Here is a 25,699-nt window from a genome sequence, read left to right on the forward strand (position 1 = left end):
CCCCTGCACCGGAAAACCGGCACAAAAAAACCGCCTGGGGCATCCACCACAGGCGGTTTTTATTAGCTTCTGAAATTACTCTCCGAACGGATGCCGCAGAGTAATGGTTTCCACACGATCCGGACCGGTGGAAATAATATCAATCGGCGCCTCGATCTGCTCTTCCAGGAAGCGGATATAGGCCTTGGCATTCTCCGGCAGCTGATCCACGCTGGTCAGGCCAACCGTGCTCTCGCTCCAGCCCGGCAGCTCCTCATACACCGGCTCGATATCACTGTAGCTGTCGCAGCCGATGGGGGGACGGGTGATTTCGCCGTTCGGAGTCTTGTAGCCAATACACACCTTCACCGTTTCCAGACCGTCCAGAACGTCCAGCTTAGTCAGGCAGATACCGGACACACTGTTGATCTGGATAGCATGGCGCAGAGCGACCGCATCAAACCAGCCACAACGGCGGGAACGACCTGTGGTGGTGCCCACTTCGTTGCCCTTGACGGCGAGGTGCTTGCCCATGTCGTCAAACAGTTCGGTCGGGAACGGGCCGGAACCTACCCGGGTCGTGTAGGCCTTGGTGATACCCAGCACATAGTCCAGATACAGCGGACCAAAACCGGAGCCTGTAGCGGTGCCGCCAGCGGTGGTATTGGAGGACGTCACGTACGGATAGGTACCCAGGTCGATATCCAGCAACGAGCCCTGAGCGCCTTCGAACAGGATGTGCTCTCCGCGCTTGCGGTAGTCGTGCAAAATATCGGTTACGTCTGCGGCCATGGGCAGGATTTCCTCGCCCATCTGTCTGAGTTCTTCCAGGGCCGCATCGATATCCTCGGCCTCTTCCTTGAAGTACTCGGTGAGAACGAAGTTGTGGTACGACATGATTTCCCGCAGCTTGATCTCGAAATCGGCGGGGTTGCACAGGTCACCCAGCCGAACACCCCGGCGGGAAACCTTATCCTCATACGCAGGGCCAATTCCCCGGCCGGTGGTACCAATCTTGTCATTGCCACGGGCACGTTCGCGGGCCTGATCAATACGCACGTGGGTGCGCAGGATGATCGGGCAAGCCAGGCTGATTTTCAGGCGGTCACGAACGGCAACACCGTTAGCCTCCAGCTCCCGCACTTCTTTCAGCAGGGCTTCCGGCGACAGCACCACACCGTTACCGATGAAGCACTGGACATCCTGCCGCAGTATGCCGGACGGAATCAGGTGCAGAGCCGTCTTCTTACCTTCGATCACCAGTGTGTGACCGGCATTATGCCCGCCCTGAAAGCGGACAACGGCAGCCACCTTGTCTGTCAGAAGGTCAACAATCTTGCCCTTGCCTTCATCACCCCACTGGGTGCCCAGCACAACTACGTTTTTACCCATGATTCTCTCTCAATTCAGACGGGCCAGAAGCACACGCCCTGAAGATTTACCCCGGAAATTAAACAAAAACGGCTCAGGCGATGGTTTCTACCACCCATTGGCCATCACGATTCACCAGTTGACGGTCACACCCCCGCTCCGAAGGATCCGTCTCACGATCATCCGGCAATGCCCGGATCACCGTTTCAGTCATTCTCAGGCCGGAAATCACGCCTTCCAGCGCGGCGTCGTTGTCCGCTGGCGCCCATATGGCCCCGGCTTTACGGAACGGGCGTTCGCCCAGCGACACCAGTGCACGGATATCCAGGCTGAACCCGGTGGCAGGCCGCGCGCGACCAAAGTCACTGCCAATAGCATCATATCGGCCACCTTTCGCCACGGCATCGCCATGGCCCGGCACGTAGGCCGCAAACACCAGACCGGTGTGATAGTTGTATCCGCGCAATTCACAAAAATCGAAGCCCAGACTGACTTCCGGAAAATCCCGGTTGAGCATGTCCGCGACGCGGGCAAGCTGATCAAGCGCCGCATCGATGGCGCCAGAAGCGCCACTGAGGATTTCCCGGGCATCGGCCAGAGATTCCACCCCACCGCTGACCCTGGCCAGCTGGCGCAACCGGCAACCAGCAGAGCCCGGCACACAATCCCCCAGCAGGCGATCCAGCTCGGGTACGGACTTGCGTGCCATGGCATCAAATACCGCCGCTTCGGTATCACGATCAAATCCGGCGTCGGAGACCAGGCTTTCATAGATTGAAACGTGAGCCAGGTCCAGATGCAGCCTGGGCAAACCGGCCACCCGCAAGGTTTCCAGCATCAGGCTGATCACTTCCATATCGGCCGCTTCGGAGCCACTACCAAACAGCTCGCAACCGGCCTGAATCGGTGTGCGCCCGGTCAGCATATGGCGCGGCCGGGTATGCAGCACATGGCCGGCATAACACAACCGGGTAATGCCATCCTGGCCCAGGGTATGCGCGTCTATGCGGGCAGCCTGGGGCGTCATGTCGGCGCGAACGCCCATCATCCGACCAGTCAGCTGATCGGTCAGTTTGAACGTCTGCAGTTCCAGGTCGTGGCCTGTACCGGTAAAGAGGGATTCGAGATATTCAATCAGCGGAGGAATAACCAGCTGGTAGCCCCAGCGCTGGCAGGTATCCATAACATCCCGGCGCAGGGACTCGATCCGCCCGGCCAGCGGCGGCAGAATGTCCTCTACCCCGTCAGGCAGTAACCAGCGATCAGATACAGTCATGAGATTCTGTTGTCCGTTTTTCCCTCGCTGGCCATGGAGCCAGGGGGTAACTCAGGATTTAGGCGCTCGGGCTCGGAAAACCCGACACAAAACCGCCAGAATTTTACACGGTTGGCAGACACAAAAAAACCGGAATCCCGGGGTTCAGCAAAATTTCCCCGCAGATTCCGGTTTAGCTGGTGTCAGCCGGCTCAGTTAGCGCCGGCCGGATTCTTCAGGAACTTCATGAAGTCACTGTCGGAATCAATCACCATGATGTCATCCTTGCTGGAGAAGGTGTTCTGGTACGCCTGCAGGCTGCGGTAGAAGCTGTAGAACTCTTCGTTGGCACCATAAGCCTCGGCGTAAATGGTGGCGGCTTCACCATCACCTTCACCACGGGTGGTCTCGGCTTCGGCAAAGGCGTTCGCCAGAATCACCGTTTGCTGACGATCGGCATCAGCACGGATACCCTCGGCCAACTCCTGACCGCGGGAACGGAATTCCTGGGCCAGCTTCTGGCGTTCAGTCGCCATCCGACGGTAGACGTTCTCGCTCACCTGACCCGGCAACTCGATCGCCTTGACACGAATATCAAGCACCTCGATACCGAACTCCTTGACGGACGTCTCGTTCACACGATCACGCAGAGTGTGCATCAGCTCATCACGCTGACCGGACACCACTTCGTGCATGGTGCGTACACCGAACTCATCACGAAGACCGTTGTCCACGCGGGACAGGATCAGCGTCTGGGCACGGAATTCGTCACCGCCGGTGGAACGATAGAACTGGTCCACATCACGGATTTTCCAGGCCACATAGGAATCCACATCCAGCGGCTTCTTCTCAACCGTCAGGTACTGACGGGATGGCAGATCCATGGTCAGCACCCGGATATCGAATTCCCGGATCTGATCGATGACCGGCACCTTGAAATGCAGGCCAGCCTGGATATTGGTCTCTACCAGCTCCCCGAAGCGAAGTTTCACGCCCCGATGGGTCTCCGGGATGATGTACACACTGGACAGCACGAGCAGGACAACAATGAGGGCGCCTGCAAGGCCCACTACACCTTTAGGTCCCATAACTTATCTGCTCCTCCGGGTATTGGTATCCTGGCGGGTGCGCAGCTCCTGCAGCACCTGGTCGGTCAGGGTCTGGATATCCACCTGCTGGCCACTGCTACCGGACATCCGGCTGCCAGATGACGACAGGGAACCCTGTGTCAGACGATCCAGGGGCAGATACATCATGTTGCCGCTGCTCTCGGTATCGACAAAGATTTTGCTGCTGTTACCCAGCACCTGCTCCAGAGCCTGGATGTACATGCGCTCACGGGTAACCACCGGGGCCTGCTCGTACACGGCCAGCAACTGATTGAAGCGTGCAGTTTCACCGCGCGCCCGCTCGATCACTTCCTGCTTGTACGCGTTGGCTTCCTCGATCATGCGCTGTGCCTGACCTCGGGCCTCGGGAACAATCTTGTTACGGTAGGTTTCGGCCTCTTCCTTCAGGCGCTGCTCATCCTCGCGAGCACGCTGAACCTCGCGGAACGCATCCTGCACCGGAGCCGGCGGCTGAGTGCTTTCAACGTTGACCCGGACAATTTCAAGGCCGGTGCCATACTCTCTCAGGAAGCTCTGCAGGCGCTGCTCAACCCGCACCGCAAGTTCCGCACGACCTTCGGTCAGCACGTCATCCAGGGACGAGCTACCGACTTCATGGCGCAGGGCGCTGTCGGTGGCAAATGCAAGGGCCTGGTTGGAGTCACGGACATTGAGCACATACGCCTGGGCATCACCCACGCGATACTGGACCTGAAGATCGACGGTCACCAGGTTTTCATCCTGGGTCAGCATCTGGCCGGAAGACTCGGCAGTACGGATGCTGGTAACGCGAACCTTGTTGACGGTATCAATCAAGGGCACCTTGAACCGCAGGCCCGGGTTTTCGGTACGGTTATACTCACCGAAGCGCAGCACCACCGCCCGCTCCTGTTCGTCCACGGTATAGAACGACTGATAGATGACATAACCCACCACCAGAATGGCCGCAATGGCCAGAATGGCACCAAATCCACCTGCGCTGCCGCCGGAGCTGCTGCCACCGCCAGAGTTGCCGCCTTTGCCGCCAAGCATGCGATTCAGCTTGTCGAGCCCTTTCTTCAGCGCTTCATCGAGGTCTGGTGGCCCCTGATCATTGCCGCGACGACCACCACCGGTTCCCCAGGGATCGTTGTCGTTACGGTTTCCACCCGGTTCATTCCAGGCCATAGTTCTCTCCGTTCGTGTTTAATCGAATGGCTGCAAATACTAGGGATTTATCAAGGCCCCGGCAATAGCAGGGGCCATTCAGACCGGCCGGCTTTCCAACCGGATCACGTCCTCACGTACACCGGCACGGCTCAAAAGCTGCAGCCAGTCCCGGTTCTGCAGCCGGACTTCCAGCACCTGATCGCCGTTGTCGCAATGCTCTTCACTCAGTACCGAACCCGCTTCGTGCAGAAGCGCTCTAAGCTTGCCATCGGCAGGGCCAAGACGCACAAAGTGGTGCACCACATCCTCTGCAAGACGCTCAACAATCGCGTCGAACAGCAGCGGCAGCCCCTCTCCCGTTACGGCTGAAACCCAGGCTCGCACCGGCAAACCTTCTTCGTTGCGATCAATCCGGGGCTCGAAACCATCAAGCAGATCGATCTTGTTGAACACCTGCAGCATCGGAATCTCATCGGCTCCGATTTCTGCCAGAACGTTTTCCACCTGTTCGATGTTTTCATCCCGACGGCTGTCGTGACAGTCGATCACGTGCAACAGCAACGTGGCCTGGGTGGTTTCTTCCAGCGTCGCCCGGAATGCCTCCACCAGCTTGTGCGGCAAATGGCGGATGAAGCCCACTGTGTCGGCCACTACGACCGGCCCGATGTCGGGAAGTTCCAGCCGGCGCAGGGTCGGATCCAGGGTCGCAAACAACTGGTCTGCTGCATATACGCTGGACGTGGTAATTCGGTTGAACAGCGTGGACTTGCCGGCGTTGGTATAACCCACCAGTGACAACGTAGGTATGTCGGCACGCTTGCGGGCGCGACGGCCCTGATCCCGTTGCTTGCGGACCTTTTCCAGACGCCGGTGAATGGATTTGATGCGTTCGCGCAACAGCCGGCGGTCGGTTTCGAGCTGGGTTTCACCCGGCCCCCGCAAACCGATACCACCCTTCTGGCGTTCGAGGTGAGTCCAGCCCCGTACCAGCCGGGTAGACATATGCTCCAGCTGCGCCAGTTCCACCTGCAGCTTGCCCTCGTGGGTGCGGGCCCGCTGCGCAAAGATATCCAGGATCACGCCGGTGCGATCAAGCACCCGGCACTTGAGCTCGCGCTCAATATTACGTTCCTGGCTCGGGCTCAGGGCATGATTGAACAGCACCACATCCGCTTCGGAGGCGGCCACCGCATCCCGGATTTCCTCAAGCTTGCCCTCTCCCACAAAAAAACGCGGGCTGGGCTGCTTCCGGGTGCCAGTTACAGTAGCAACCGGCTCTACGCCGGCGGATGTCACCAGTTCCCGGAACTCTTCCGGATCTTCGGTATCGTCGTGGGCGGTAAAATCAATGTGAACGAGAACCGCCCGTTCTCCGACATCTGGACGCTCAAACAAGTTTCATCAACTCCATAAACACAAACACCCGCGACCATTCAAGCACATAGGCTGTCCTGGAGCGCGGGTGTGAAAGCGGGAAAAGCAGGCGTTATCAGTCTTCAGACTCACCTTCACCTGCCGGGTTCTGCTGCGGTAGCCGGACGTTACGAGCAGGAACCACAGTGGAAATAGCGTGCTTGTAAACCATCTGGCTCACCGTGTTCTTGAGAAGAATCACGAACTGGTCAAAAGACTCAATCTGGCCCTGAAGCTTGATACCATTGACCAGAAAGATGGAAACCGGAATGCGTTCCTTGCGCAAGGCATTGAGGTAAGGGTCTTGTAAAGAGTGCCCTTTTGACATGTGTTTTCTCCTGTTTATAAGTAAATGCAGATCGTCATTATTCAACGTTAAATGTGGTGTGAAGCCCGGATTTTTTCAAGGTATCCAGCACCACTTGCGGGTCGGCGGAGTCCAGCCAGTGCACATCTCGCCATTTTCGCAACCAGGTAAGCTGCCGTTTCGCCAACTGACGGGTGGCGGCAACGCCCTTGGCAACAAAGCTGTCGTAATCCTCGTTGCCTGACAGGTAATCCCAGGCCTGTCGATAACCCACGCAACGCATCGAGGGAAGATCGGGGCTGAGATCACCTCGCGCCATCAAGGCACGGACTTCATCAAGGAAGCCTGCTTCCAGCATTGCCAGAAACCGTTTCTGTATCCGCGAATGCAGCACAGAGCGCTCGGCAGGCGCCAGGGCAAACTGAAAAACAGTATACGGCAGGCCAGCGCTTTCGTCTGCCTGCCAGCTGGTAAAATACGTGTAATCCTCAATACCAGACTGCCGCTGTTGCCCGGAAGTTCCCGATTCTGACTTCCAGAACGAGGAGATCGGCTTATTTGTGAGCCGAATCACTTCAATGGCCCGCATCAGGCGCTGACGATTATTGGGATGAATCAGGCGAGCGGCCTCCGGATCTTTGTCTGCCAATTCCTGATGCAGCGTGTCCCAGCCATCGCATTCGGCTTCCCGCTCGATCTCTGCCCGCAGCTCCGGACTTGCCGACGGCAGATTAGACATGCCATGCAGTAATGCCTTGAAGTACATCATGGTGCCGCCCACCAGCAACGGGATCCGGCCACGGCCAGATATCTCGCTCATGGCCGCCAACCCATCGCGGCGAAAATCCGCCGCGGAATAGGTCTCCGCCGGATCACAGATATCGATCAATCGATGTGGTGCCAGGGCGAGCTCTTCAGGTGAAGGTTTAGCGGTGCCAATATCCATGCCACGATAAACCATCGCGGAATCCACACTGATGATCTCACAGGGCAACTCACGGCAGAGCTCAATGGCAAGATCGGTCTTGCCAGACGCAGTCGGCCCCATCAGAAAGATCGTTGGCGGCAATGAACCCTGCTGGGAGCGGTTATCGGGAATCACCGCTTAGCGCCCCCGTAAAAACAGCTTGTCCAGTTCAGACAGGGTGACCAGGGTCCAGGTGGGCCGGCCATGGTTGCACTGTCCGCTGCGCTCCGTTGCTTCCATATCGCGAAGCAACGAATTCATTTCTGGAATCGTGAGCTGCCGGTTTGCCCGCACCGCCCCATGGCAGGCCATGGTGCCGAGCAATTCATGGGTGACCGCTTCAACGCGATCACTCTGGCCGTGCTCAATCAGATCTGCCAGCACATCGCGCACCAGCTGCTCAGTGTCTGCCCCTCGGAGCAATGCCGGGATCTGCCGCACTGCCAACGTCTCTGGCCCGATACGCTCAATCTGCAGACCAAGGTGCTGCAGCTCTTCACCATGGCTCTCCGCAAGCGCCGCCTCTTTCTGGCTCACTGCCAGTGACAGGGGCACCAGCAAAGGCTGGCTCTTAAGATCCTGTTCGACCAGGGCCCGCTTCATGCGCTCATAAGTAATACGCTCATGGGCGGCATGCATATCCACCACGATCAGGCCGGCACGGCTCTGGGCCAGAATGTAGATTCCGTGCAGCTGGGCAATCGCATAACCCAGTGGCGGCTCTTCCGCATCATCCCTGGGCGGCGTAACCGAAGCTGACGCCGCTGGCATTTCTGCCCGGGCAACGGGTGTTGAAACACCGCCACCCTCATTCAACGACTGGTAAAACGCCATCTGATCACTGGCCCGCCACTCCTGCTGGGGTGACTGCCCGGGCGACGACGGATAAGCCTCAGTGCGTGACTGTGTGGGCCAGGGTCCCGATGTACCCGGGGCACTGAAACCGCCAGCCGAATGCTCGGGTTCAACAACCGCAGACTCACGACCAAAGGATTGGGCCGCCGCCCCACGGAGATGATCGTCCGGGCGTACATCCGCCAGGGCTCGATGCAGAGTCCGGAAAATAAAATCGTGAACCAGCCGGCCGTCGCGGAACCGAACCTCATGCTTGGTTGGGTGAACGTTTACATCCACCGTGGCCGGGTCTACTTCCAGGTACAGCACAAACGCCGGGTGACGGTTGTTGTACAGAACGTCCCGGTAGGCCTGGCGAACTGCATGGGCGACCAGTTTGTCCCGGATCACCCGGCCATTCACAAAAAAGTACTGCAGATCTGCCTGACTGCGGGAAAAGGTTGGCAGCGCCACCCAACCCCAAAGGCGCAACCCGGTGGCCTCGGCATCGATCACCACCGCATTGTCGATAAACTGCTGGCCACATAGCGAACCAATCCGGCGCTCCTTGTCCAGATCCGTCTCGGCCGGGCGCAGGCTCTGCACCACTCGCTGGTTATGGCGCAGGGTAAATCCGGTATCAAACCGGCTCAGGGCCTGACGGCGGACACACTCTTCAACGTGATTGAATTCGGTTTTTTCCGTACGCAGGAACTTGCGGCGGGCGGGGGTATTGAAGAACAGATCCCTCACTTCAACGGTGGTGCCCACAGGGTGGGCAGCCGGCGAGATGCGCGCATCCATATCGCGGCCTTCCACTTCCACACGGGCCGCCGCTTCCTGCAGCTCGGTCCGGGAGGTGAGGGTCAGACGGGAGACAGAGCTGATACTGGCCAGTGCCTCGCCCCGGAACCCCAGAGACGCCACCGCCTCAAGATCGTCAAGGGTCAGGATCTTGCTGGTGGCATGCCGGCTCAGGGCCAGGGGCAGGTCGGCTTCTTCGATACCAGAGCCGTCATCACGTACCCGGATCAGTTTTGCCCCGCCCTGCTCGATTTCCACATCGACACGTGCGGCCCCGGCATCCAGGGCATTTTCAACCAGCTCTTTGACAACCGATGCAGGACGCTCTACCACCTCCCCGGCAGCAATCTGGTTGGCAAGCCGGGGTGACAGTAACTGGATGTGGGGCATATCCGGGGACTACCTCTTGATCAGGATGAGGGGATGCGAATGGTTTGCCCTACCATAACACGATCATCGTTCATCCCGTTAAAGCGCATCAGCTCACTGACGGTGGTCTGGTTTTCCCGGGCCACCGCCGAGAGGGTATCCCCCCGCTGTATCCGGTACTGGCTGACGTCGGTGCCGCCCCGATTCTGCTGTTTTTCCCAGGCCAGCAACGTGCCGGGCGGTGGTGTCCGGCGAAAATACTGCTCGATGCCATCGAAAATGGCGTTGGCCAGCTTGTTGCGGTACCACTCGGACGCAAGATTCTTCTCTTCGGTCGGATTCGAGATGAAACCGGCCTCCACCAGAATCGAGGGGATGTCCGGCGACTTCAAAACCACAAATGCCGCCTGCTCCACCCCCTGTTTGTGAAGCTTGGCCACACGGCCCAACCGGCCCAGCACGGAATCTCCAACCCCCAGACTGGCGTTGATACTTGCGGTCATGGAGAGATCCAGCAATACCCCGGCCAGCATGTCATCACGGCCATCAAGGGAAACCCCACCGGCACCACCGATCAAATCCGAACGGTTCTCACTCTGGGCGAGCCATCGCGCCGTTTCACTGGTAGCACCGCGCTGAGACAGCGCGAAGACGGATGCTCCCCGTGGCTGCGGCGTTCTGAAGGCATCAGCGTGCACCGACACGAACAGATCGGCATTGTACTTGCGGGCCAGCAAGGTTCGGTTCCGCAGGCCCACGTAATAATCACCTGTCCGAGTAAGCTTGGCCGTGAATCCTTTCTGCTGGTTGATCAGGTCGGCCAGACGCTTTGCCATTCTCAGTGCGACATCTTTTTCCCGGGTCCCCCGGGGCCCTATTGCGCCCGAATCTTCGCCGCCATGACCGGCGTCGATAACCACGATAATGTCACGCTTACCGGCAGAATCCTGGGTCACCGTCGGGCTCGTCGCCCGATCGAGACGGCTGCCCTGTTCATCAATAAGATCGACCACCAGACGATGGCCATACTGCTGATTCGGCTCCAGCACAAAGCTGCGAGGCTTGATATCACTTTTCAGGTCCAGTACCACCCGCAAATCGTTACCATTCCTTGGCGCGCTGCGAATACGCTGAATGGGGCTGCCGGAGAGGTCGACCTTGCTGAAATCCGTGCTCAGGGCAGCATCCTTCAGATCAATAACCAGCCGGGACGGTCCACTCAGAGAGAATACGTTGTGCTCAACCAGACCGGCAGTGTCCAGCACCAGGCGGGTATGATCCGGAGCCGGCCATAAACGCACCCCCTCGACCCGGGTACCGGCCAAAACTGTACTGGCTGAAAGCAACAGCGCCATAATCACCAAGATTTTCATGAATCCGGCCCTATCAGTTCTATTTCATTAAGCAAGGAAGCCCCAAGCTCCGAACGGGCGCGCAATACCACAGAGCGCCCCTGACCTTCCCGTTCAAGATGGATTTCCAGATCCGGATCAGGCAAGACTCCCTGACCACGCTCCGGCCACTCAATAATCCGGATACTCTGGCTGGCAAAATAATCCCGGATTCCCATGTATTCCAGTTCCTCGGGGTCACCCAGGCGGTACAGATCAAAATGGTACACCGGTGGTTCCAGGTGTTCGTAGGGTTCTACCAGTGTGTAGGTCGGGCTTTTTACGGCACACTCGTGGCCAAGCCCTCTCATCACACCGCGGCTCAGGGTCGTTTTGCCCATCCCCAATTCGCCGTCGAGAAAAACGGTGAGGCCTTCACGGGCATGACTGGCCAATCGGGCCAACTCACCACCAAGTTTTTCAGTCTCGGCCTCGTCTTGCAGAAACAACCGGCGTTCATTACCAAAAATACTCATCAATTCCCCCGGTCATTAAAACATTCAGGCCGCTCCGACCTTACCAGCACCTGTGGCATGGCCTCGATCACATCGGCCGGGAGCAGCCCCATATAGCCCTTATTCTGCCCGGCCTTGTCAGCGGCTGCCAGATGCAATGCCGCCGACGCCATCACTGCCTGGCGGGCGGACGGAATCTGCCCGAGAAACGCCCCCAGGATGCCGGACAGGACATCGCCCATGCCGCCGGTCGCCATCCCGGGATTACCACCCGGGATTATGCCGGGCACTCCGTTACCAGTGGCGACAACCGTACCAGCACCTTTGAGCAGTGCAATGCCCTGCCACTGCTTCTGTATGCGTGTTGCGGCTCCCACACGGTCGGCCTCGACTTCCTGGACACTACAGCCCAGCAACCTCGCAGCCTCTCCCGGATGAGGCGTCAACACATGGTTGTCTGCCGGCGCCGGTGCGCGGCCAGCCATGATGTTGAGGGCATCTGCGTCCAACACTCTTGGCTTGCCGCTGGCAACAACCTGTTGCAGCATTTGCTGACCCCAGGCGGACTGGCCAATACCCGGCCCACAAACCACCACATCGGCTTTCTCCAGCAGACCCGGCAAATCAGACCCGTGGGTTACCCCCCTGACCATCAACGACGGGCAACGAGCCAGTGCAGCGGTGACGTATTCCGGCCGGGTAGCCAATGACACCAAGCCGGCTCCGGCCCTGGAGGCCGCCTCTGCGGCCATGATGCCCGCGCCGCCAAAACCGTGATCGCCTGCCACCACCAGGACGTGGCCAAACAGCCCCTTGTGGGCGTTGGCGGGACGCTCAGGCAACCAGGCCTTGCATCGCGCCCAGGGATAAAGCTCGGCCAAGGGCGTTTCGCCGCTCTGCTGACCGGCATGCATGGCCCCCAGTGCTTCAAACATTACCTGACCACAGACACCCACACCTGCGCCGGTGAAAAGGCCAGTCTTGGCACCGATGAAGGTCACCGTAATATCGGCCTGGACGACATCCCCTTCGGCGGCACCGGTTGTCGCGTTGAGACCGGACGGCAAATCCACTGCCAACACCGGCTTTCCGGATTGATTCAGTTGGCGAATAATACCGGCAAAGGGCTCCCTGGGCGCGCCGGCTACGCCGGTACCGAGCATCGCATCCACCACCACCGCAGCACTATCTATCCGTGCTTGCAGATCGGCATCGGACAGGGAGCTCCCTTCCAGTATCTCGACACCATCATTCCGGGCTTTCTGGTACGCAGACCGGGCGTCGCCCTGGAGCTTTTCAACAGGTGCCACGGCAACACACACCGCCTCAATACCATGACGCTGAGCGTTGGCCGCCACCAGGTAGCCATCGCCGCCGTTGTTACCAGCGCCACATAAAACCAGCACAGGCTGCGCTCCCGGCCAGAATGCCACCAGATGACGAAACGCCGATCTCGCTGCCGTTTGCATTAACTCGAAGCCGTTAACGCCCTGCTGATCAATCAGATAACGATCCATCGCCCGCACCGAGTCGGCGGAATAGAGCGCTTCTGGTAGACTGTGCTCGGAAACAGAGGGCATTTGCCGGGAACTCCCAGATAAAGAAACCGGTTTAAGAAAATTGGCCAGATACCTGTAAAGCATAGCAAAACAGGAAAAAAGGTCATAACTTAATCAAATTAAATCTTCGCAGGGCCACACCTGCCAGCAGTCCACTATGGCCTTTACTTCAGAACACTCAGCCGCCAAAACGCCGCGAACCGAACTGTCGGAACTACCCGAACAGATCCGTCAATGGGCACGGAAGCTGGGCTTTTCCGATGCCGGAATTACCCAGGCGGAGACGGGGCCTCACGCTGAACGCCTGCAGCGCTGGCTGGCAGCAGGTTACCACGGCCAGATGGCCTACATGGCCGACCATGGCGACAAACGCTATACACCCGACTCGCTGGTACCCGGGACCACCCGGGTCATTTCCGTCCGACTGGATTACCTGCCAGCACCTGACAACCCGAAACAAGTGCTTACTGACCGGGAACGGGCCTACGTTACTCGCTACGCCCTGGGGCGCGACTACCACAAACTGATGCGCAAACGCCTGGCCACGCTGGCAAAATGGATTGACGAGGCTGTCAGCGGCTATGACTACCGGGCATTTGTCGACAGCGCGCCGGTACTTGAACGCGGGCTGGCGCAACGGGCCGGACTGGGTTGGATTGGCAAAAACAACATGCTGATTCACCCCAAAGCCGGTTCGTTCTTTTTTCTGGGTGAAATCTTCACCAATGCCCCTCTGCCCCTGGATGCACCGTTCGACAGCCAACACTGCGGCTCTTGCGCTGCCTGCCTGGACGTATGCCCGACCGACGCCTTTGTAGGCCCTCACTTACTGGATGCCCGGCGCTGCATCAGCTATCTCACTATTGAACTGAAAGGACCGATCCCGGAGGAGCTGCGTTCACAAATGGGCAACCGGGTATTCGGCTGCGACGATTGTCAGCTGGTCTGCCCCTGGAACAAGTTCAAAAAGCCCACCGACGAGGAAGACTTCAAACCGAGGCATGGTCTGGACAATTCATCCCTGGCGGAGCTGTTCCTGTGGACCGAGCAGGAGTTTCTGAAGCGCACGGAAGGGTCAGCAATACGGCGCACCGGCTATGAAAACTGGCTCAGGAATCTGGCGGTGGGACTGGGCAACGCCCCCAGCACCATTTCGGTGGTGGAGGCCCTCAAGGCCCGGGCCGAGCACCCGTCGGAACTGGTACGGGAGCATGTGGCCTGGGCCCTGAAACAGCACGGATTATAGCTTGAAGAAATGATCCCGGTAGTGGCGCAGTTCATTGATGGAATCGCGAATATCATCCAGGGCCAGATGTCTGCCCTGCTTCTTCACTCCTTCCAGCACGTCCGGTCGCCAGCGACGGGCCAGCTCCTTCACCGTTGAAACATCCAGATTGCGGTAGTGGAAGAAGGCTTCCAGTTTGGGCATGTACTTCACCAGAAACCGCCGGTCCTGACCGATACTGTTACCGCAGAGCGGGGATGTTCCGGGTTCCAGATGTTTGCCCAGAAAATCCAGGGTTTTCTGCTCGGCCTCTGCCTCGCTGATGGTACTCTCTTTGACCCGTTGGGTCAGACCACTGGCACCATGGGTGCGGGTGCACCATTCATCCATCTGCTCCAGCAGGCTGTCGGGTTGGTGAATGGCAATCACCGGCCCCTCTGCCACGATATTCAGCTGGGAGTCGGTGATGATGCTGGCCATCTCGATAATGCGTTCTTGCTCGGGATCCAGACCGGTCATTTCCAGGTCAATCCAGATCAGGCGGTCGCCGTTACTCATCTCGCTGTTACCTATGCCGTTTTGTCGGGTGGATGAAGTTCTGTGTATTGTCCACGATTCACGTATGATGTGATACCCAAACGCCGGTTAACCGATTGAACGCAGATGGCAAAACGACGATTGAACAAACGCCAGCAATGGCGCATCGAAAAGATCCAGAAAGAACGGACGGTGAGAGCTGCACGCAAGGAAAAAGCGGTGGAAGAACAAGCCGCCGCCGGTGAGCTTGGCCCTGAGCAGAATGGACTGGTGATTGCACACTACGGCCAGCAACTGGATATCGAGGCGCTTGAAGGCCCGGAATCCGGGCAGGTGTTCCGCTGTTTCGTCAGAGCCAACATTGACAGCCTGGTGACCGGAGACCGGGTGGTCTGGCGACCGGGCAAAAGCAAAACCGGCGTGATTGTTGCCCGCTGTGAACGGGAAAACCTGCTGCAGCGCCCGGACAACTTTGGCGCACTAAAACCGGTGGCCGCCAATATCGACCATATCATTCTGGTAATTGCCCCCGAGCCCGAGCCCCACGACAACCTGATCGATCGTTATCTGGTGGCGTCTGAAAGCTCTGACATTCCGGCGGTAATCCTCCTGAACAAGACAGATCTGATTAACGACGACAACCGGGATCAGATCGAAGCCCTGCTGGCCAGATATCAGGCGCTGGGCTATGAGGTGGCGCGCACTTCAGCTGCAGAAACCGCAGGCGCCCCCGCCCCGGAAGTGGAGGCTTTGGTTCGGAACCAGACCAGTGTCTTTGTGGGCCAGTCCGGCGTTGGCAAGTCTTCCATCATTCAGACGCTGTTACCGGATGAACTGCTCCGGGTGGGCGCGGTCTCGGAGAGTACCGGCAAAGGCGTGCATACCACCACCACGGCCAAGCTGTTCCACCTGCCTGGTGGGGGGGATTTGATCGATTCTCCGGGTATCCGGGAGTTCGGCCTCTGGCACATGACGCCGCAGGAAGTGGAATACGGCTTCCGGGAAATCCGGCCGCTGATCGGGCTCTGTAAATTCCGCAACTGCCGGCATATGGGAGATCCTGGCTGTGCCCTGGATGCTGCCGCTGAGGCCGGCGAGATTTCACCGGAACGCCTGAAAAGCTTTCATCGAATCCTTCAGGATATGACTGATCAGCAGGCACGAGGGCTCAAACTGACCTGAGCCCCCGGATCAAAGCTACCAATTGAGCTCGCCGGGAGCGGGCTCTTCTTTCGGTTGGAACCACTCGCCGTCTTCCAACTGCTCCCGAGCCTGCTGTTCCTGCTCCTCCGTCGGCCGAGTGAGATCAATCAGCGGCTGATCGGAACGCCCGGCCCCGGTCTCAATGCTGTCGGCGGTCTTTTTATTCAGGACAATAATGGAAATGCGGCGATTCACCGGCGCCGTGGGGTTGTCCTTGTCGAACAGCACAGAATCACTTAACCCCACCACCCGGGCGATCTGCTCCAGCCGGACGCCACCGGCAACCAGTGCCCGCCGCGCGGTATTGGCACGGTCAGCCGACAACTCCCAGTTGGTGTAACCCGGCCGGCCACTGAACGGCGTGGCATCGGTATGGCCAGTAATGCTGAGCTTGTTGTTGACGGATCCCAGGGTCTTGGCCAGTTCAAACAGAATGTCCTGAGAGTAGTACTTCAGCTCCGCACGACCACTGTCGAACATGGGCCGACCGGACCGGTCTACAATCTGAATCCTCAGGCCCTCATCGGTGATATCAATCAGCAACTGATCCTTGAACTCCTGCAGGGTCTGGTTCTGCTCAATCCGCTCCTGCAATTCCTGAAACAGCTCCTGCATCCTACGCTGTTCCAGGGTGTCTGCGAGCTCATCCACCACCTCGTCTTCAATCTGGATGGTACTGGCTTCCTGATCCTGGGTAGCTTCCTCGATGACCGAAGCACTGCCCTCAAGATCAACCGGATTCGGTGAACCACCCTCAGTAAAGCCCACAGGATCCTTGAAGTAGCCCTCCACCGCCAGCTTCTGCTCTGGAGTTGCCGTCGCCGTCAGCCAGAGCACCAGAAAAAACGCCATCATGGCGGTCGCAAAATCGGCAAACGCTACTTTCCAGGAGCCGCCGTGATGTCCACCGACAACCTTCTTCTTGCGTTTGATGATGATCGGCTGTTCTTCCACAACGAACTCCGGGCGTTAACAGGGGGAACCGTTATTTCGAACGGACGTGATCGTTCAGTTCCTGGAAGCCTGGCCGCTTGTCTGTCGGCAGCGCCTTGCGCCCGAACTCGATCGCCATCTGCGGCGCCTGGCCAGAGACGGTGGCGACGATGGCAGACTTTACACACTCGTAGGCCTTCAGTTCGTACTTGGCCGAATGCTCCAGCGCAATCGACGTTGGGCCCACAAAGCCGTAACCCATCCAGATACCCAGAAAAGTACCCACCAGAGCCGCCGCCACGCTCAAACCTATCTTTTCCGGCCCCTCGGACAGGAAGTTCATGGTGATCACGATACCCAGTACTGCCGCCACGATGCCGAGGCCCGGCAAGGCATCGGCGATCTTGTTTACCGCGTGGGCGGGTTCTTCCAGCTCATGCTGGCGACTGTCAATCTCGTTCTCCATCATGCCTTCGAGCTCATGAGGGGCCATGTTGCCGGAACTGATAATGCGCAGGTAATCGGTGATGAAATCCAACAGGTGTTTGGACTTCATGATCGCGGGGTAACGGCTGAAAATCTGGCTCGACTCCGGATTATCGATATCCTCTTCGATAGCCATAACACCTTGCTTGCGGGATTTGTCGAAGATCTCGTAGAGCAGGCTGAGCAGGTCCATGTAATAGGATTTATTGTAAGGGGAACCGGTGAGCAAACGAAGACAGCCCTGAAACACCTCTTTGACCGTATGCATCGGATTGGCAATTACAAACGAGCCGACAGCCGCTCCACCAATGATCAGAATCTCGGTCGGCTGCCACAAGACTGCCAGATTGCCGCCGTGCAGAACGTATCCTCCCAGAACGCTCGCAACAACGACCACAGCTCCAATAATCAATAACATGGTGACTATGCACGCCTTTTGTCTGGTTAACGGCCGGGGCCGGTTACTACCCGAAGCTGGCTCAGCCGGGAACACCCAAAATGTGATCTGATAATAGCAAGCATCAACCGTAACAGCGAAGATGTGAAACAATTTCTATACACTGCGCCGGGTTTGGTAAACTACCGCGCTTTATGATCGCAAGAGTCTCCCGGAATGCTTGATAAACTGTTTGTTCTTAGCCAATACGTCACACCCCAGCTGGCGGTTTCCCGCCTGGCAGGCCGTCTGGCCGACAGCGAGAGCACTCCAGCCCTGAAAAACCGTGTGATCAAATGGTTTATCGGCCGCTATGGCGTGAACATGAGCGAGGCCGCTGAGCCAGACTTTACCGCCTACCCCACGTTCAACGCGTTTTTTACCCGTGCACTCAAGCCGGGCGCTCGCACCATAGCCCCCGCACCGGAAACCCTCACCAGCCCGGTGGACGGCGCCATCAGCCAGATTGGCCAGATCAGCACAGACCGCGTATTCCAGGCCAAGGGACAGTCATTCAGTCTCACTGAACTGCTCGGCGGCGATGACGAACGGGCCGAGCCCTTCCGGGAAGGCGAGTTCGCCACTATTTACCTGTCGCCCAAGGATTACCACCGTATTCACATGCCCATGGCTGGCACCCTGAAAGAAATGGTCTACGTACCCGGGAAGCTGTTCTCAGTCAATCCGGTAACCGCCGAAAATGTGCCGAACCTGTTCGCCCGAAACGAACGGGTGGCTTGCCTGTTCGACACCGAGGCGGGCCCCATGGCCATGGTACTGGTCGGCGCGATGATTGTGGGCAGCGTGGAAACCACCTGGGCCGGCGTGGTAGCGCCCAATTCCGGCAAAGTTATGCAATGGCAGTACCACGGAGACGATGCCGTTAAGTTTGAAAAAGGTCAGGAAATGGGCCGTTTCCGCCTGGGCTCAACCGTGGTACTGGTGATGCCCAAGGGTGCGGTTAAATGGCAGCCGAATCAGGTGGCCGAAAAGACCGTTCAGCTGGGCGAAGCCTTCGGAAAACTACACGTCGAATAGCAAGGCTCAGGCCCGCTCAATCGGAAACGCGAGAACGTCCCGGATATCGGTACTGCCAAGCTTGAGCATCAGCAGCCGGTCCAGGCCGAGAGCCACACCCGCGCAGTCCGGCAAGCCGTTATCCAGCGCCGCCAGAAAAGCATCGTCTATTGCCATCTCCGGCTTGCCACTGGCACGCCGGAGCCGGTTATCCGCGGCAAAACGGGCTCGCTGATCGGCCGGATCCGTCAACTCCCAGTAACCGTTACACAGCTCGAGACCATTAATGTAGAGCTCAAACCGGTGCGCCACTTCATAGCCCTGATGCTCAGAAATGCGCGCCAGAGCAGCCTGAGAGGCGGGATAGCGGTTAATGAAAACCGGTTGCTCTCGGCCCAATTCCGGTTCCACCACGAAACTCATCACCAGATCCAGGCAGCCATCCCGGCCGAGGCCGGCCAGCTGTTCCGGCTCCAGCCACTGTTCACAGTAGCGTTCAAGGTCCCGGTCGGTGATGGTCATCGGGTCGATGCCCGCAATGGACTGCATCGCCTCACGGTAGCTGAGGGTTACCGGAGGCGAGCACTCCAGCCAGCCACAGACCAGATCCGCTACTTCCCGCATCAGCTGTTGATCGTCAAAGCCAACGCGGTACCACTCCAGCATGGAGAATTCCGGATTATGCCGTTTTCCTCGTTCACCGTTACGAAACACCCGGGCAACCTGGAATATTGATCCTGAACCTGCGGCCAGAAGCCGCTTCATGTGATACTCAGGGGAGGTCTGCAACCACCCCCCCTGAACGCCGCCGGCGTCAACCGCAGCGGGAATGCCGTCGAGATTGACGTCAGTCACACCGTGGCGTCCCAGCACCGGTGTTTCTACTTCCAGCACCTGCCGCTCAGAAAAAAAGCCGCGCACGTGGGCCAGAAGCTGTGCGCGGCTTTCCAGAGCGGCCCGGGTAGCAGCAGGCTGCCAGACAGGGCCATCAGTCATGATCGGTGATCAGCTGCTTTTGACACGGTTGACGTATTCACCGGAGCGGGTATCAACCTTCAGCACTTCACCAATAGTGATGAACAGGGGCACGTTCACAACGGCACCGGTAGACAGGGTCGCGGGCTTGGAGCCGCCCTGAGCCGTATCGCCTTTCATGCCCGGATCGGTATCAACCACTTCCAGCTCGACAAAGTTCGGCGGGGTCACGGTCAGCGGCGCGCCGTTGTACAGAGTCACGGTGTAAACGTCCTGCTCTTTCAGCCACTTGACGGTATCGCCAACCGCCTTGGCATCAGCCGCGTACTGCTCGAATGAGCCATCAGTCAGCATGAAGTGCCAGAACTCGCCATCGGTATACAGGTATTCCATATCCTGCTCGACAACGTCGGCCGCTTCCAGAGACTCTCCGGATTTGAAGGTACGTTCCCACACCCGGTTGGTCATGAGGTTGCGCAGCTTGACCCGGTTGAATGCCTGGCCCTTGCCCGGCTTGACGAATTCATTCTCGAGCATGATACAAGGGTCGCCATCCAGCAAAACCTTGAGACCGCTGCGAAATTCGTTGGTAGAATATGAAGCCATGAAATGTCCACCTGACAGACTGTCGTTAAAATTTCAAAGGTCGCTATGATACAGCGAACCCCCGCCCGTATAGAAGCCCGCGATGCCAGCCATCCACCCGATGTCCGGGTTGAACCAGGCAACACACCGGACTGGCAACAGATACTGAGCCAATCGGTCACGACGCCGGAACAACTGCTGGAACGTCTGGGGCTCGCTCCGGAGGACTGGTACAGAGGCGCCGCCTGCGGCCACAGACTGTTTCCGATCCGGGTGCCCGAGCCCTACCTGGCACGGATTGAGCCAGGCAACCCGGATGACCCCTTGCTGCGGCAAGTACTTCCTGTCGCCCAGGAGGCGGAGGTCCATCCCGATTTCGTATCGGACCCGCTGGAAGAGGCGTCGGCCATCCAGACCACCGGCCTTATTCGCAAATACACCAGCCGTGCCTTGCTCATGATCACGGGACAATGCGCTATCAATTGCCGCTACTGTTTTCGTCGGCATTTTCCCTACGGCGATCACCGTCTTGGGCCGGAAGACCGACGCCAGGTCATCGACAGCCTGTCCGCCAGCCCGGAAATCAACGAAGTGATTTTCAGTGGTGGTGACCCACTGGCAGTGAACGACCGCCTGCTCTCGCAATGGGCCGAACTGCTTGGTGACATCCCCCATCTTCGCCGGTTACGCATTCATTCCCGCCTGCCCGTGGTGATACCACAGCGGGTATGCGACAGCCTGATTGACTGGCTGTCCCGAACCCGACTGCAAAAGGTCCTGGTGGTGCACGTGAATCACCCGGCAGAAATAGACCAGGCCACCCGCCAGGCATTCCGACGTCTGAGCGAGGCCGGGGTTACCCTGCTGAACCAGAGCGTAATCCTCAGAGGTGTCAACAATAGCAGCGCCACACTCTCAGCCTTGAGCGAGACGCTGTTCGAAGCGGGGGTTATGCCCTATTACCTGCACGCCTTTGATCCCGTCTCCGGTGCCCGGCACTTCTCCGTGAGTGACACCGACGCCATCCGGATAGTTAACGAAATGCTGGAAAATCTGCCCGGCTTCCTGGTTCCAAAGCTGGTTCGGGAGCTTCCCGGCCGCGCCAGCAAGACCCCGCTGGACCTGGGCTCATGAGACCTGTCGTAAAAGCTGGCCCACTTTCACTTGTCAAACATTGTCAACTCATGATTTTCTCGCTTTTTGTCGTTGCTTTGCTATCTTAAAGTTCAATATCCATAAACAATAACGACCTGTATTTTCGGCGTTTTCGCTGAGTTACAACTAACGCAGTCCCGACATTGGCGTGAGAACATGGATGGTAAGATCCTGAAACCCGAGCTTAAGGTTCCTGAACAGAAAACAGCGAGCCTGTCGTTTTGCGACACCACCCCCAAGGCCTTTCGCGTGTGGGCGGATCAGTTGCCGATGGCCAATACCGGTGAGGCTTCGCGTCAGCTGTATCACGCGATCATTGAGCTGAACCATCTGTTCCTGTCTCCGCTCCAACGCATGCAGTTTCTGGAGATCGTGCGGGACAAGATTCATTTTGTCTGCAATGAACTGTCAAGGCATTTTCTCGGGCTGGCCATCGCGCTGCCTGAAAAACAACGAAAGATTGCCAATCTGACCCAGGCACTGCAGCTGCACCTGGCGGCCGGATACAAGCTTTGCCTGCTGGAATACATAGACAATGGCGGTGTGGACAAACACCGGCGCCAGATTGCCACGGCCATTCATCGGGCAATGTCGGAGCTCGCCGCCACCATACTCCGCTCCCATCAACTGTATTGTCCGAGCCCGGCCAACAGCTGGCTGGAATGCCATCGGATGTTCCGCTTTGCGCATCGGAACAAACTGGCCAACATGGAGGTGGATGACGACACCCTCACCCACCGGCGGGCCAGTACCGTTGGCGACAGTTACAAACGCATTCTTCTGCTTGGCTGTGCGCGGCCGAACCAACTGCGTCAGGCGGAACTGACACAGGTATATGAATTGTTTGAGTCCTGGACCGAGCATTGTCAGTGTGCTCCGGATCTTGGCCCCGACAGCCTGTTTGTCATCAACATGGAAAAAGACAATCCGCCGGTCTACCGCAGCCTGCTCGAAAATACACCAGGCAATGAAAGCTTCAGTTTCGACACCCGCGACCTCTCCACCCTGCTGGCAGAGACCCTGCACGCCCGGCGCCATGACAGCCACGGAGGCGAGGCACTGAAAATTTCCTCCAAGGTGAGCGACACCTTGCTCACGCACCTGAGCCAGGCACTCGGTATTCTGGCCAAGCGCAATTTCAACCGCATTGCCAGCCAGGGCACGCTGGAAGTGTGCGTGGGCCTCACCGCTGCGCATTACTTCGTGGCCGGCCAGAAAGTCTTCTCAGAATTTCTTGATGGCAACGAAAGCAGTCATCACGAATCCGACAACCTGTTTATCCGCAATGCCAATCGCAAGGCAGACGCCTGGTCCGGCGCACACGATGCCGGCCCCAATGAAGACCGCCTGCATTCTGCCGATGCCCCGATCAACTTCCGTACCAGTGGCGGCAGTCAACAACCATCAGCTGTTCAGGATAAAAACCGACCAAGATCCCACCACGCCCTACTGATCAACACCAGCCCCGGTGGCTACTGTGTGGCCTGGGAGAGCAATGTACCGGCGTCGTTGCAGGCCGGTGAAATTCTGGGCGTGCGGGAACAAAGCTCCCACCCCTGGAGCATTGCCGTTGTGCGCTGGCTGCGCCAGATCCGTAATCAGGGTACCCAGGTAGGTATTGAACTGCTGGCACCGAGCGCCGCGCCCTGTGCCGTGCGACTGATCCAGAAGGTCGGCAACAGCAGTGAGTACCTCCGGGGCCTGTTGCTACCCGAGATCAGCGTGGTCAATCAAGCCGCGACACTGATCACCCCTCGCATGCCGTTCCAGACCGGCAGCCGGATTTCGCTGCTGCACGATGGCCGGGAAGACCAGGGCCAGCTGCTGAAAAAGGTCTCGGCCACTGGCAGCATCAGCCAGTTCGAGCTGAAACTCCAGAATCCCATCAGCCAACCGGCCGGCCGTGGAGCTCCCCCGTCAACGCCGGGCACCACGGAAGACGAATTTGACTCACTGTGGCCGTCGCTTTAAATAGTGCGGCCCGTCAACTGCCGGCACGGCCAGGGTTGTTATTGATGGCCAACCCCTGCATCATTCATCCGTGAATATCCGGCACCACGAGACGTCTGACGAATGCAGAAGAAAAACGCGACCGTACACCTGCTGATTCTTGACCCATCGCAAAACGATGCGGAATCGATGGTCAGCTTGCTCCGCAACTCCGGCAAGGCCACACGCGCCCACCGGATTACCTCGGAAGAAGATCTGGAAGAAGCGCTCAAGACCTCCAACTGGGACTTGCTGCTGGCACGTGACCTGGAACAGGAGTTCGGGGCGGACGATGCCCTGGCCATGGTCAAGCGCATGGACAAGGACATCCCCTTCGTTCTGCTGACTGAGGAATACAGCCGCGAGCGTACCGTCAATATTATCCGTGCCGGTGCCCAGGATGCCGTGCCCTTTCAGTACACCGACCAGCTCGTTCTGGTGGTCAAGCGGGAGCTGGCAGCTCTTGAGGAACGTCGCAAACGCCGGGTACTGGAATCTCATCTGCGTGAGGCCGAGCAGCGATGCCAGTTGCTGCTGGAAAGTTCCAAGGATGCCATTGCCTACATCAACGATGGCATGCACATCTATGCCAACCAGTCCTACATGGAATTCCTGGGCTACGACGACATCGACGAGCTGATTTGTATTCCGGTGCTCGATACCCTTACGCCGGAAAGCCAGGAGAAATACAAGGAGTTCATGAAAGCGTTCGCCGAAGAGCGCAAAGATGGCATGACTCTGAACTGCACCGCGCGCCGCAGTGACGACCACGAATTGAATGTCACCATGTCGGTGTCCGCAGCCACATACGACGGAGAGGCCTGCACCCAGATCGTTCTGCAACCGGAACACAGCGATGCCGAGCTGGAGGAAAAGCTGAAACAGATCAGCAGCCAGGATTTGCTGACCGGCCTGTACAACCGTCAGTACCTGATGGATGCCCTGGCCCAGGCTATCGCCACGGCTGGCAAGGACAACAAGACCGGCGCCCTTGCCTACATTGCCCTGGATAATTTCCTGAGCATGAAGAGCCAGGTCGGCATCTCCGGCGCGGATCTGTTGTTGGGCGATCTCGCCACCCTGCTTCGGGAACAGGCCGGCGACGAGGTCACCCTGGCCCGCCTGAGCGACGATGCCTTCTGCGTCATGTGTCTGCCCTGTGATGAAGCCAGCATGGAAAGTCTGTGCGAGCGCATCCGCAAAGCGGTCGAGGACCACTTGTTCGACATCAACGGCCGGACAGTTCCGCTGACCGTGTCCATCGGTATCGCCGCGATCACGGAAAACTCACCAAAGGCCGAAGAACTCATGGGCCGGGCCCATACTGCCTCGGCCGATGTGAAAAAACAGGAAGGCCACGAGCGTGGCAACGGCATCCTGGTCTATAACCCGGCTGAATACGAGAGCCTCGATGAAACCAATTCGGTAGAGGCCATTCTCAAGGCTCTGGACGATAACCGTTTCCGGCTGCTGTTCCAGCCCATCATCAACCTGCGCGGTGAGGGTGAGGAGCATTACGAGGCCTTTGTCCGGATGCTCAACAAAGACAACGAAGAAGTCTCGCCCTATGACTTCCTGCCGCCGATGGGACCCAGCGATACCGCCATCAAGATCGACCGCTGGGTTATCCTGCAAACCATCAAGCAGCTATCGAGCCACCGCTCAAGGGGCCACGACACTCGCCTGTTCCTGAACATCACAGCCGAGACGCTGCAGGACAAGACCTTCACGCCCTGGCTCAGCGTTGCCCTCAAGGCCGCCCGTTTGCCGGGAGATTCGCTGATCTTCCAGATCCGCGAGGGCGATGCCAATAACTACATGAAGCAGGCCAAGGAATTCACCAGGGCGGTGCACGAACTGCACAGCAAGGTATCCATCTCCCAGTTCGGCTGCGCACTCAATCCGTTCAACACCCTCAAGCACATTGAAGCGGACTATGTGAAGATCGACGGTTCCTTCACCGAAGAGATCCAGAAGAGTGACGAAGCCAAAGAGCAGGTCAAGGAAATGGTCAAGAGCCTGCAGAACGCCGGCAAGCTGACCATCATTCCGCTGGTGGAGAACGCTGGTGTTCTGGCGACGCTCTGGCAGGCTGGCGTGAATTACATTCAGGGCTACTACCTGCAGGCGCCGGTACCGGAGATGAACTACGACTTCGGCGACAACTGATCAATAGCGGCTTAACCAAAAAGGGCG

General features: G+C 58.3%; 22 protein-coding genes. 6 read left to right on the forward strand and 16 right to left on the reverse strand.

The window, feature by feature from the left end; translation table 11 throughout:
* Positions 1-75: 75 nt before the first annotated feature.
* The 11 genes from OZ656_RS14180 to OZ656_RS14230 form a co-directional block, all read right to left on the reverse strand.
* A complete protein-coding gene (locus tag OZ656_RS14180; RefSeq protein ID WP_379944658.1) occupies positions 76-1,371 on the reverse strand; it encodes an adenylosuccinate synthase in 1,296 nt (431 codons plus the stop codon).
* 73 nt (positions 1,372-1,444) lie between these two features.
* Positions 1,445-2,626, reverse strand: coding sequence for an ATP phosphoribosyltransferase regulatory subunit (locus tag OZ656_RS14185; RefSeq protein ID WP_023011130.1), 1,182 nt, complete (start codon positions 2,624-2,626; stop codon positions 1,445-1,447).
* Between the two features lie 191 nt (positions 2,627-2,817).
* A complete protein-coding gene (hflC, locus tag OZ656_RS14190) occupies positions 2,818-3,693 on the reverse strand; it encodes a protease modulator HflC (RefSeq protein ID WP_023011131.1) in 876 nt (291 codons plus the stop codon).
* A gap of 3 nt (positions 3,694-3,696) precedes the next feature.
* Complete coding sequence (gene hflK, locus OZ656_RS14195; RefSeq protein WP_114434173.1) at positions 3,697-4,881, reverse strand: FtsH protease activity modulator HflK; 1,185 nt, start codon at positions 4,879-4,881, stop codon at positions 3,697-3,699.
* 78 nt (positions 4,882-4,959) lie between these two features.
* Positions 4,960-6,258, reverse strand: coding sequence for a ribosome rescue GTPase HflX (gene hflX, locus OZ656_RS14200; RefSeq protein ID WP_379944659.1), 1,299 nt, complete (start codon positions 6,256-6,258; stop codon positions 4,960-4,962).
* 94 nt (positions 6,259-6,352) lie between these two features.
* Entirely contained in the window at positions 6,353-6,604 is a 252-nt protein-coding gene (gene hfq, locus OZ656_RS14205) for an RNA chaperone Hfq (RefSeq protein ID WP_011786214.1), read from the reverse strand.
* 37 nt (positions 6,605-6,641) lie between these two features.
* Entirely contained in the window at positions 6,642-7,631 is a 990-nt protein-coding gene (gene miaA / locus OZ656_RS14210) for a tRNA (adenosine(37)-N6)-dimethylallyltransferase MiaA (RefSeq protein ID WP_213020293.1), read from the reverse strand.
* A gap of 57 nt (positions 7,632-7,688) precedes the next feature.
* On the reverse strand, positions 7,689-9,578 hold the full coding sequence (gene mutL, locus OZ656_RS14215; protein WP_379944660.1) for a DNA mismatch repair endonuclease MutL: 1,890 nt from the start codon (positions 9,576-9,578) through the stop codon (positions 7,689-7,691).
* Between the two features lie 20 nt (positions 9,579-9,598).
* Positions 9,599-10,930, reverse strand: coding sequence for an N-acetylmuramoyl-L-alanine amidase (locus OZ656_RS14220; protein ID WP_379944661.1), 1,332 nt, complete (start codon positions 10,928-10,930; stop codon positions 9,599-9,601).
* On the reverse strand, positions 10,927-11,424 hold the full coding sequence (tsaE, locus tag OZ656_RS14225) for a tRNA (adenosine(37)-N6)-threonylcarbamoyltransferase complex ATPase subunit type 1 TsaE (RefSeq protein ID WP_379944662.1): 498 nt from the start codon (positions 11,422-11,424) through the stop codon (positions 10,927-10,929). Before tsaE ends, OZ656_RS14220 begins: the two co-directional genes overlap by 4 nt.
* Complete coding sequence (locus OZ656_RS14230) at positions 11,424-12,983, reverse strand: NAD(P)H-hydrate dehydratase (RefSeq protein ID WP_379944664.1); 1,560 nt, start codon at positions 12,981-12,983, stop codon at positions 11,424-11,426. Before OZ656_RS14230 ends, tsaE begins: the two co-directional genes overlap by 1 nt.
* A gap of 136 nt (positions 12,984-13,119) precedes the next feature.
* On the opposite strand from OZ656_RS14230, the gene queG reads away from it, so the two are divergent.
* The gene (gene queG / locus OZ656_RS14235; RefSeq protein WP_379944665.1) at positions 13,120-14,208 is read left to right on the forward strand and encodes a tRNA epoxyqueuosine(34) reductase QueG; all 1,089 of its coding nucleotides are present in this window, start codon (positions 13,120-13,122) and stop codon (positions 14,206-14,208) included.
* Here the strand turns inward: queG and orn are convergent.
* A complete protein-coding gene (gene orn, locus OZ656_RS14240; RefSeq protein ID WP_379944666.1) occupies positions 14,203-14,745 on the reverse strand; it encodes an oligoribonuclease in 543 nt (180 codons plus the stop codon). The two genes, queG and orn, sit on opposite strands and share 6 nt — an antisense overlap.
* A 105-nt stretch (positions 14,746-14,850) precedes the next feature.
* Here orn and rsgA point away from each other — a divergent pair, with 105 nt between their 5' ends.
* Complete coding sequence (gene rsgA / locus OZ656_RS14245; protein WP_278350268.1) at positions 14,851-15,906, forward strand: small ribosomal subunit biogenesis GTPase RsgA; 1,056 nt, start codon at positions 14,851-14,853, stop codon at positions 15,904-15,906.
* Between the two features lie 15 nt (positions 15,907-15,921).
* On the opposite strand, the gene motB is transcribed toward rsgA, so the two are convergent.
* On the reverse strand, positions 15,922-16,881 hold the full coding sequence (gene motB, locus OZ656_RS14250) for a flagellar motor protein MotB (RefSeq protein WP_226595639.1): 960 nt from the start codon (positions 16,879-16,881) through the stop codon (positions 15,922-15,924).
* A gap of 31 nt (positions 16,882-16,912) precedes the next feature.
* Complete coding sequence (motA, locus tag OZ656_RS14255; RefSeq protein WP_379944667.1) at positions 16,913-17,764, reverse strand: flagellar motor stator protein MotA; 852 nt, start codon at positions 17,762-17,764, stop codon at positions 16,913-16,915.
* A 195-nt stretch (positions 17,765-17,959) separates the two neighbouring features.
* On the opposite strand from motA, the gene asd reads away from it, so the two are divergent.
* Entirely contained in the window at positions 17,960-18,820 is an 861-nt protein-coding gene (gene asd / locus OZ656_RS14260) for an archaetidylserine decarboxylase (RefSeq protein WP_379944668.1), read from the forward strand.
* A gap of 6 nt (positions 18,821-18,826) precedes the next feature.
* Here the strand turns inward: asd and epmA are convergent, their stop codons facing one another.
* Both epmA and efp read right to left on the reverse strand, forming a co-directional pair.
* On the reverse strand, positions 18,827-19,795 hold the full coding sequence (gene epmA / locus OZ656_RS14265) for an EF-P lysine aminoacylase EpmA (protein ID WP_379944669.1): 969 nt from the start codon (positions 19,793-19,795) through the stop codon (positions 18,827-18,829).
* Positions 19,796-19,804: 9 nt separating this feature from the next.
* Positions 19,805-20,380 (reverse strand): elongation factor P, encoded by a 576-nt coding sequence (gene efp / locus OZ656_RS14270; RefSeq protein ID WP_011786227.1) that lies wholly within the window; start codon positions 20,378-20,380, stop codon positions 19,805-19,807.
* A 45-nt stretch (positions 20,381-20,425) separates the two neighbouring features.
* On the opposite strand from efp, the gene epmB reads away from it, so the two are divergent.
* The 3 genes from epmB (at position 20,426) to OZ656_RS14285 (ending at position 25,672) form a co-directional block, all read left to right on the forward strand.
* Positions 20,426-21,493 carry an EF-P beta-lysylation protein EpmB gene (gene epmB, locus OZ656_RS14275; RefSeq protein WP_183576509.1) on the forward strand — a complete coding sequence of 356 codons (1,068 nt, stop codon included), beginning with the start codon at positions 20,426-20,428 and terminating at the stop codon, positions 21,491-21,493.
* A gap of 177 nt (positions 21,494-21,670) precedes the next feature.
* Complete coding sequence (locus OZ656_RS14280; RefSeq protein ID WP_379944670.1) at positions 21,671-23,485, forward strand: GTPase; 1,815 nt, start codon at positions 21,671-21,673, stop codon at positions 23,483-23,485.
* A 102-nt stretch (positions 23,486-23,587) separates the two neighbouring features.
* The gene (locus OZ656_RS14285) at positions 23,588-25,672 is read left to right on the forward strand and encodes an EAL domain-containing protein (RefSeq protein WP_379944671.1); all 2,085 of its coding nucleotides are present in this window, start codon (positions 23,588-23,590) and stop codon (positions 25,670-25,672) included.
* Positions 25,673-25,699 lie beyond the last annotated feature (27 nt).

It is taken from the genome of Marinobacter sp. LM1, assembly GCF_042763285.1.
GTDB lineage: Bacteria > Pseudomonadota > Gammaproteobacteria > Pseudomonadales > Oleiphilaceae > Marinobacter > Marinobacter nauticus.

Excerpts from the sequence above, each read along its gene's own strand:
- OZ656_RS14180 (WP_379944658.1), bottom strand. The coding sequence starts at position 1,371 with ATGGGTAAAAACGTAGTTGTGCTGGGCACCCAGTGGGGTGATGAAGGC.
- OZ656_RS14185 (WP_023011130.1), bottom strand. The coding sequence starts at position 2,626 with ATGACTGTATCTGATCGCTGGTTACTGCCTGACGGGGTAGAGGACATT.
- hflC (WP_023011131.1), bottom strand. The coding sequence starts at position 3,693 with ATGGGACCTAAAGGTGTAGTGGGCCTTGCAGGCGCCCTCATTGTTGTC.
- hflK (WP_114434173.1), bottom strand. The coding sequence starts at position 4,881 with ATGGCCTGGAATGAACCGGGTGGAAACCGTAACGACAACGATCCCTGG.
- hfq (WP_011786214.1), bottom strand. The coding sequence starts at position 6,604 with ATGTCAAAAGGGCACTCTTTACAAGACCCTTACCTCAATGCCTTGCGC.
- miaA (WP_213020293.1), bottom strand. The coding sequence starts at position 7,631 with ATGGGGCCGACTGCGTCTGGCAAGACCGATCTTGCCATTGAGCTCTGC.
- mutL (WP_379944660.1), bottom strand. The coding sequence starts at position 9,578 with ATGCCCCACATCCAGTTACTGTCACCCCGGCTTGCCAACCAGATTGCT.
- OZ656_RS14220 (WP_379944661.1), bottom strand. The coding sequence starts at position 10,930 with ATGAAAATCTTGGTGATTATGGCGCTGTTGCTTTCAGCCAGTACAGTT.
- tsaE (WP_379944662.1), bottom strand. The coding sequence starts at position 11,424 with ATGAGTATTTTTGGTAATGAACGCCGGTTGTTTCTGCAAGACGAGGCC.
- OZ656_RS14230 (WP_379944664.1), bottom strand. The coding sequence starts at position 12,983 with ATGCCCTCTGTTTCCGAGCACAGTCTACCAGAAGCGCTCTATTCCGCC.
- queG (WP_379944665.1), top strand. The coding sequence starts at position 13,120 with ATGGCCTTTACTTCAGAACACTCAGCCGCCAAAACGCCGCGAACCGAA.
- orn (WP_379944666.1), bottom strand. The coding sequence starts at position 14,745 with ATGAGTAACGGCGACCGCCTGATCTGGATTGACCTGGAAATGACCGGT.
- rsgA (WP_278350268.1), top strand. The coding sequence starts at position 14,851 with ATGGCAAAACGACGATTGAACAAACGCCAGCAATGGCGCATCGAAAAG.
- motA (WP_379944667.1), bottom strand. The coding sequence starts at position 17,764 with ATGTTATTGATTATTGGAGCTGTGGTCGTTGTTGCGAGCGTTCTGGGA.
- asd (WP_379944668.1), top strand. The coding sequence starts at position 17,960 with ATGCTTGATAAACTGTTTGTTCTTAGCCAATACGTCACACCCCAGCTG.
- epmA (WP_379944669.1), bottom strand. The coding sequence starts at position 19,795 with ATGACTGATGGCCCTGTCTGGCAGCCTGCTGCTACCCGGGCCGCTCTG.
- efp (WP_011786227.1), bottom strand. The coding sequence starts at position 20,380 with ATGGCTTCATATTCTACCAACGAATTTCGCAGCGGTCTCAAGGTTTTG.
- epmB (WP_183576509.1), top strand. The coding sequence starts at position 20,426 with ATGATACAGCGAACCCCCGCCCGTATAGAAGCCCGCGATGCCAGCCAT.
- OZ656_RS14280 (WP_379944670.1), top strand. The coding sequence starts at position 21,671 with ATGGATGGTAAGATCCTGAAACCCGAGCTTAAGGTTCCTGAACAGAAA.
- OZ656_RS14285 (WP_379944671.1), top strand. The coding sequence starts at position 23,588 with ATGCAGAAGAAAAACGCGACCGTACACCTGCTGATTCTTGACCCATCG.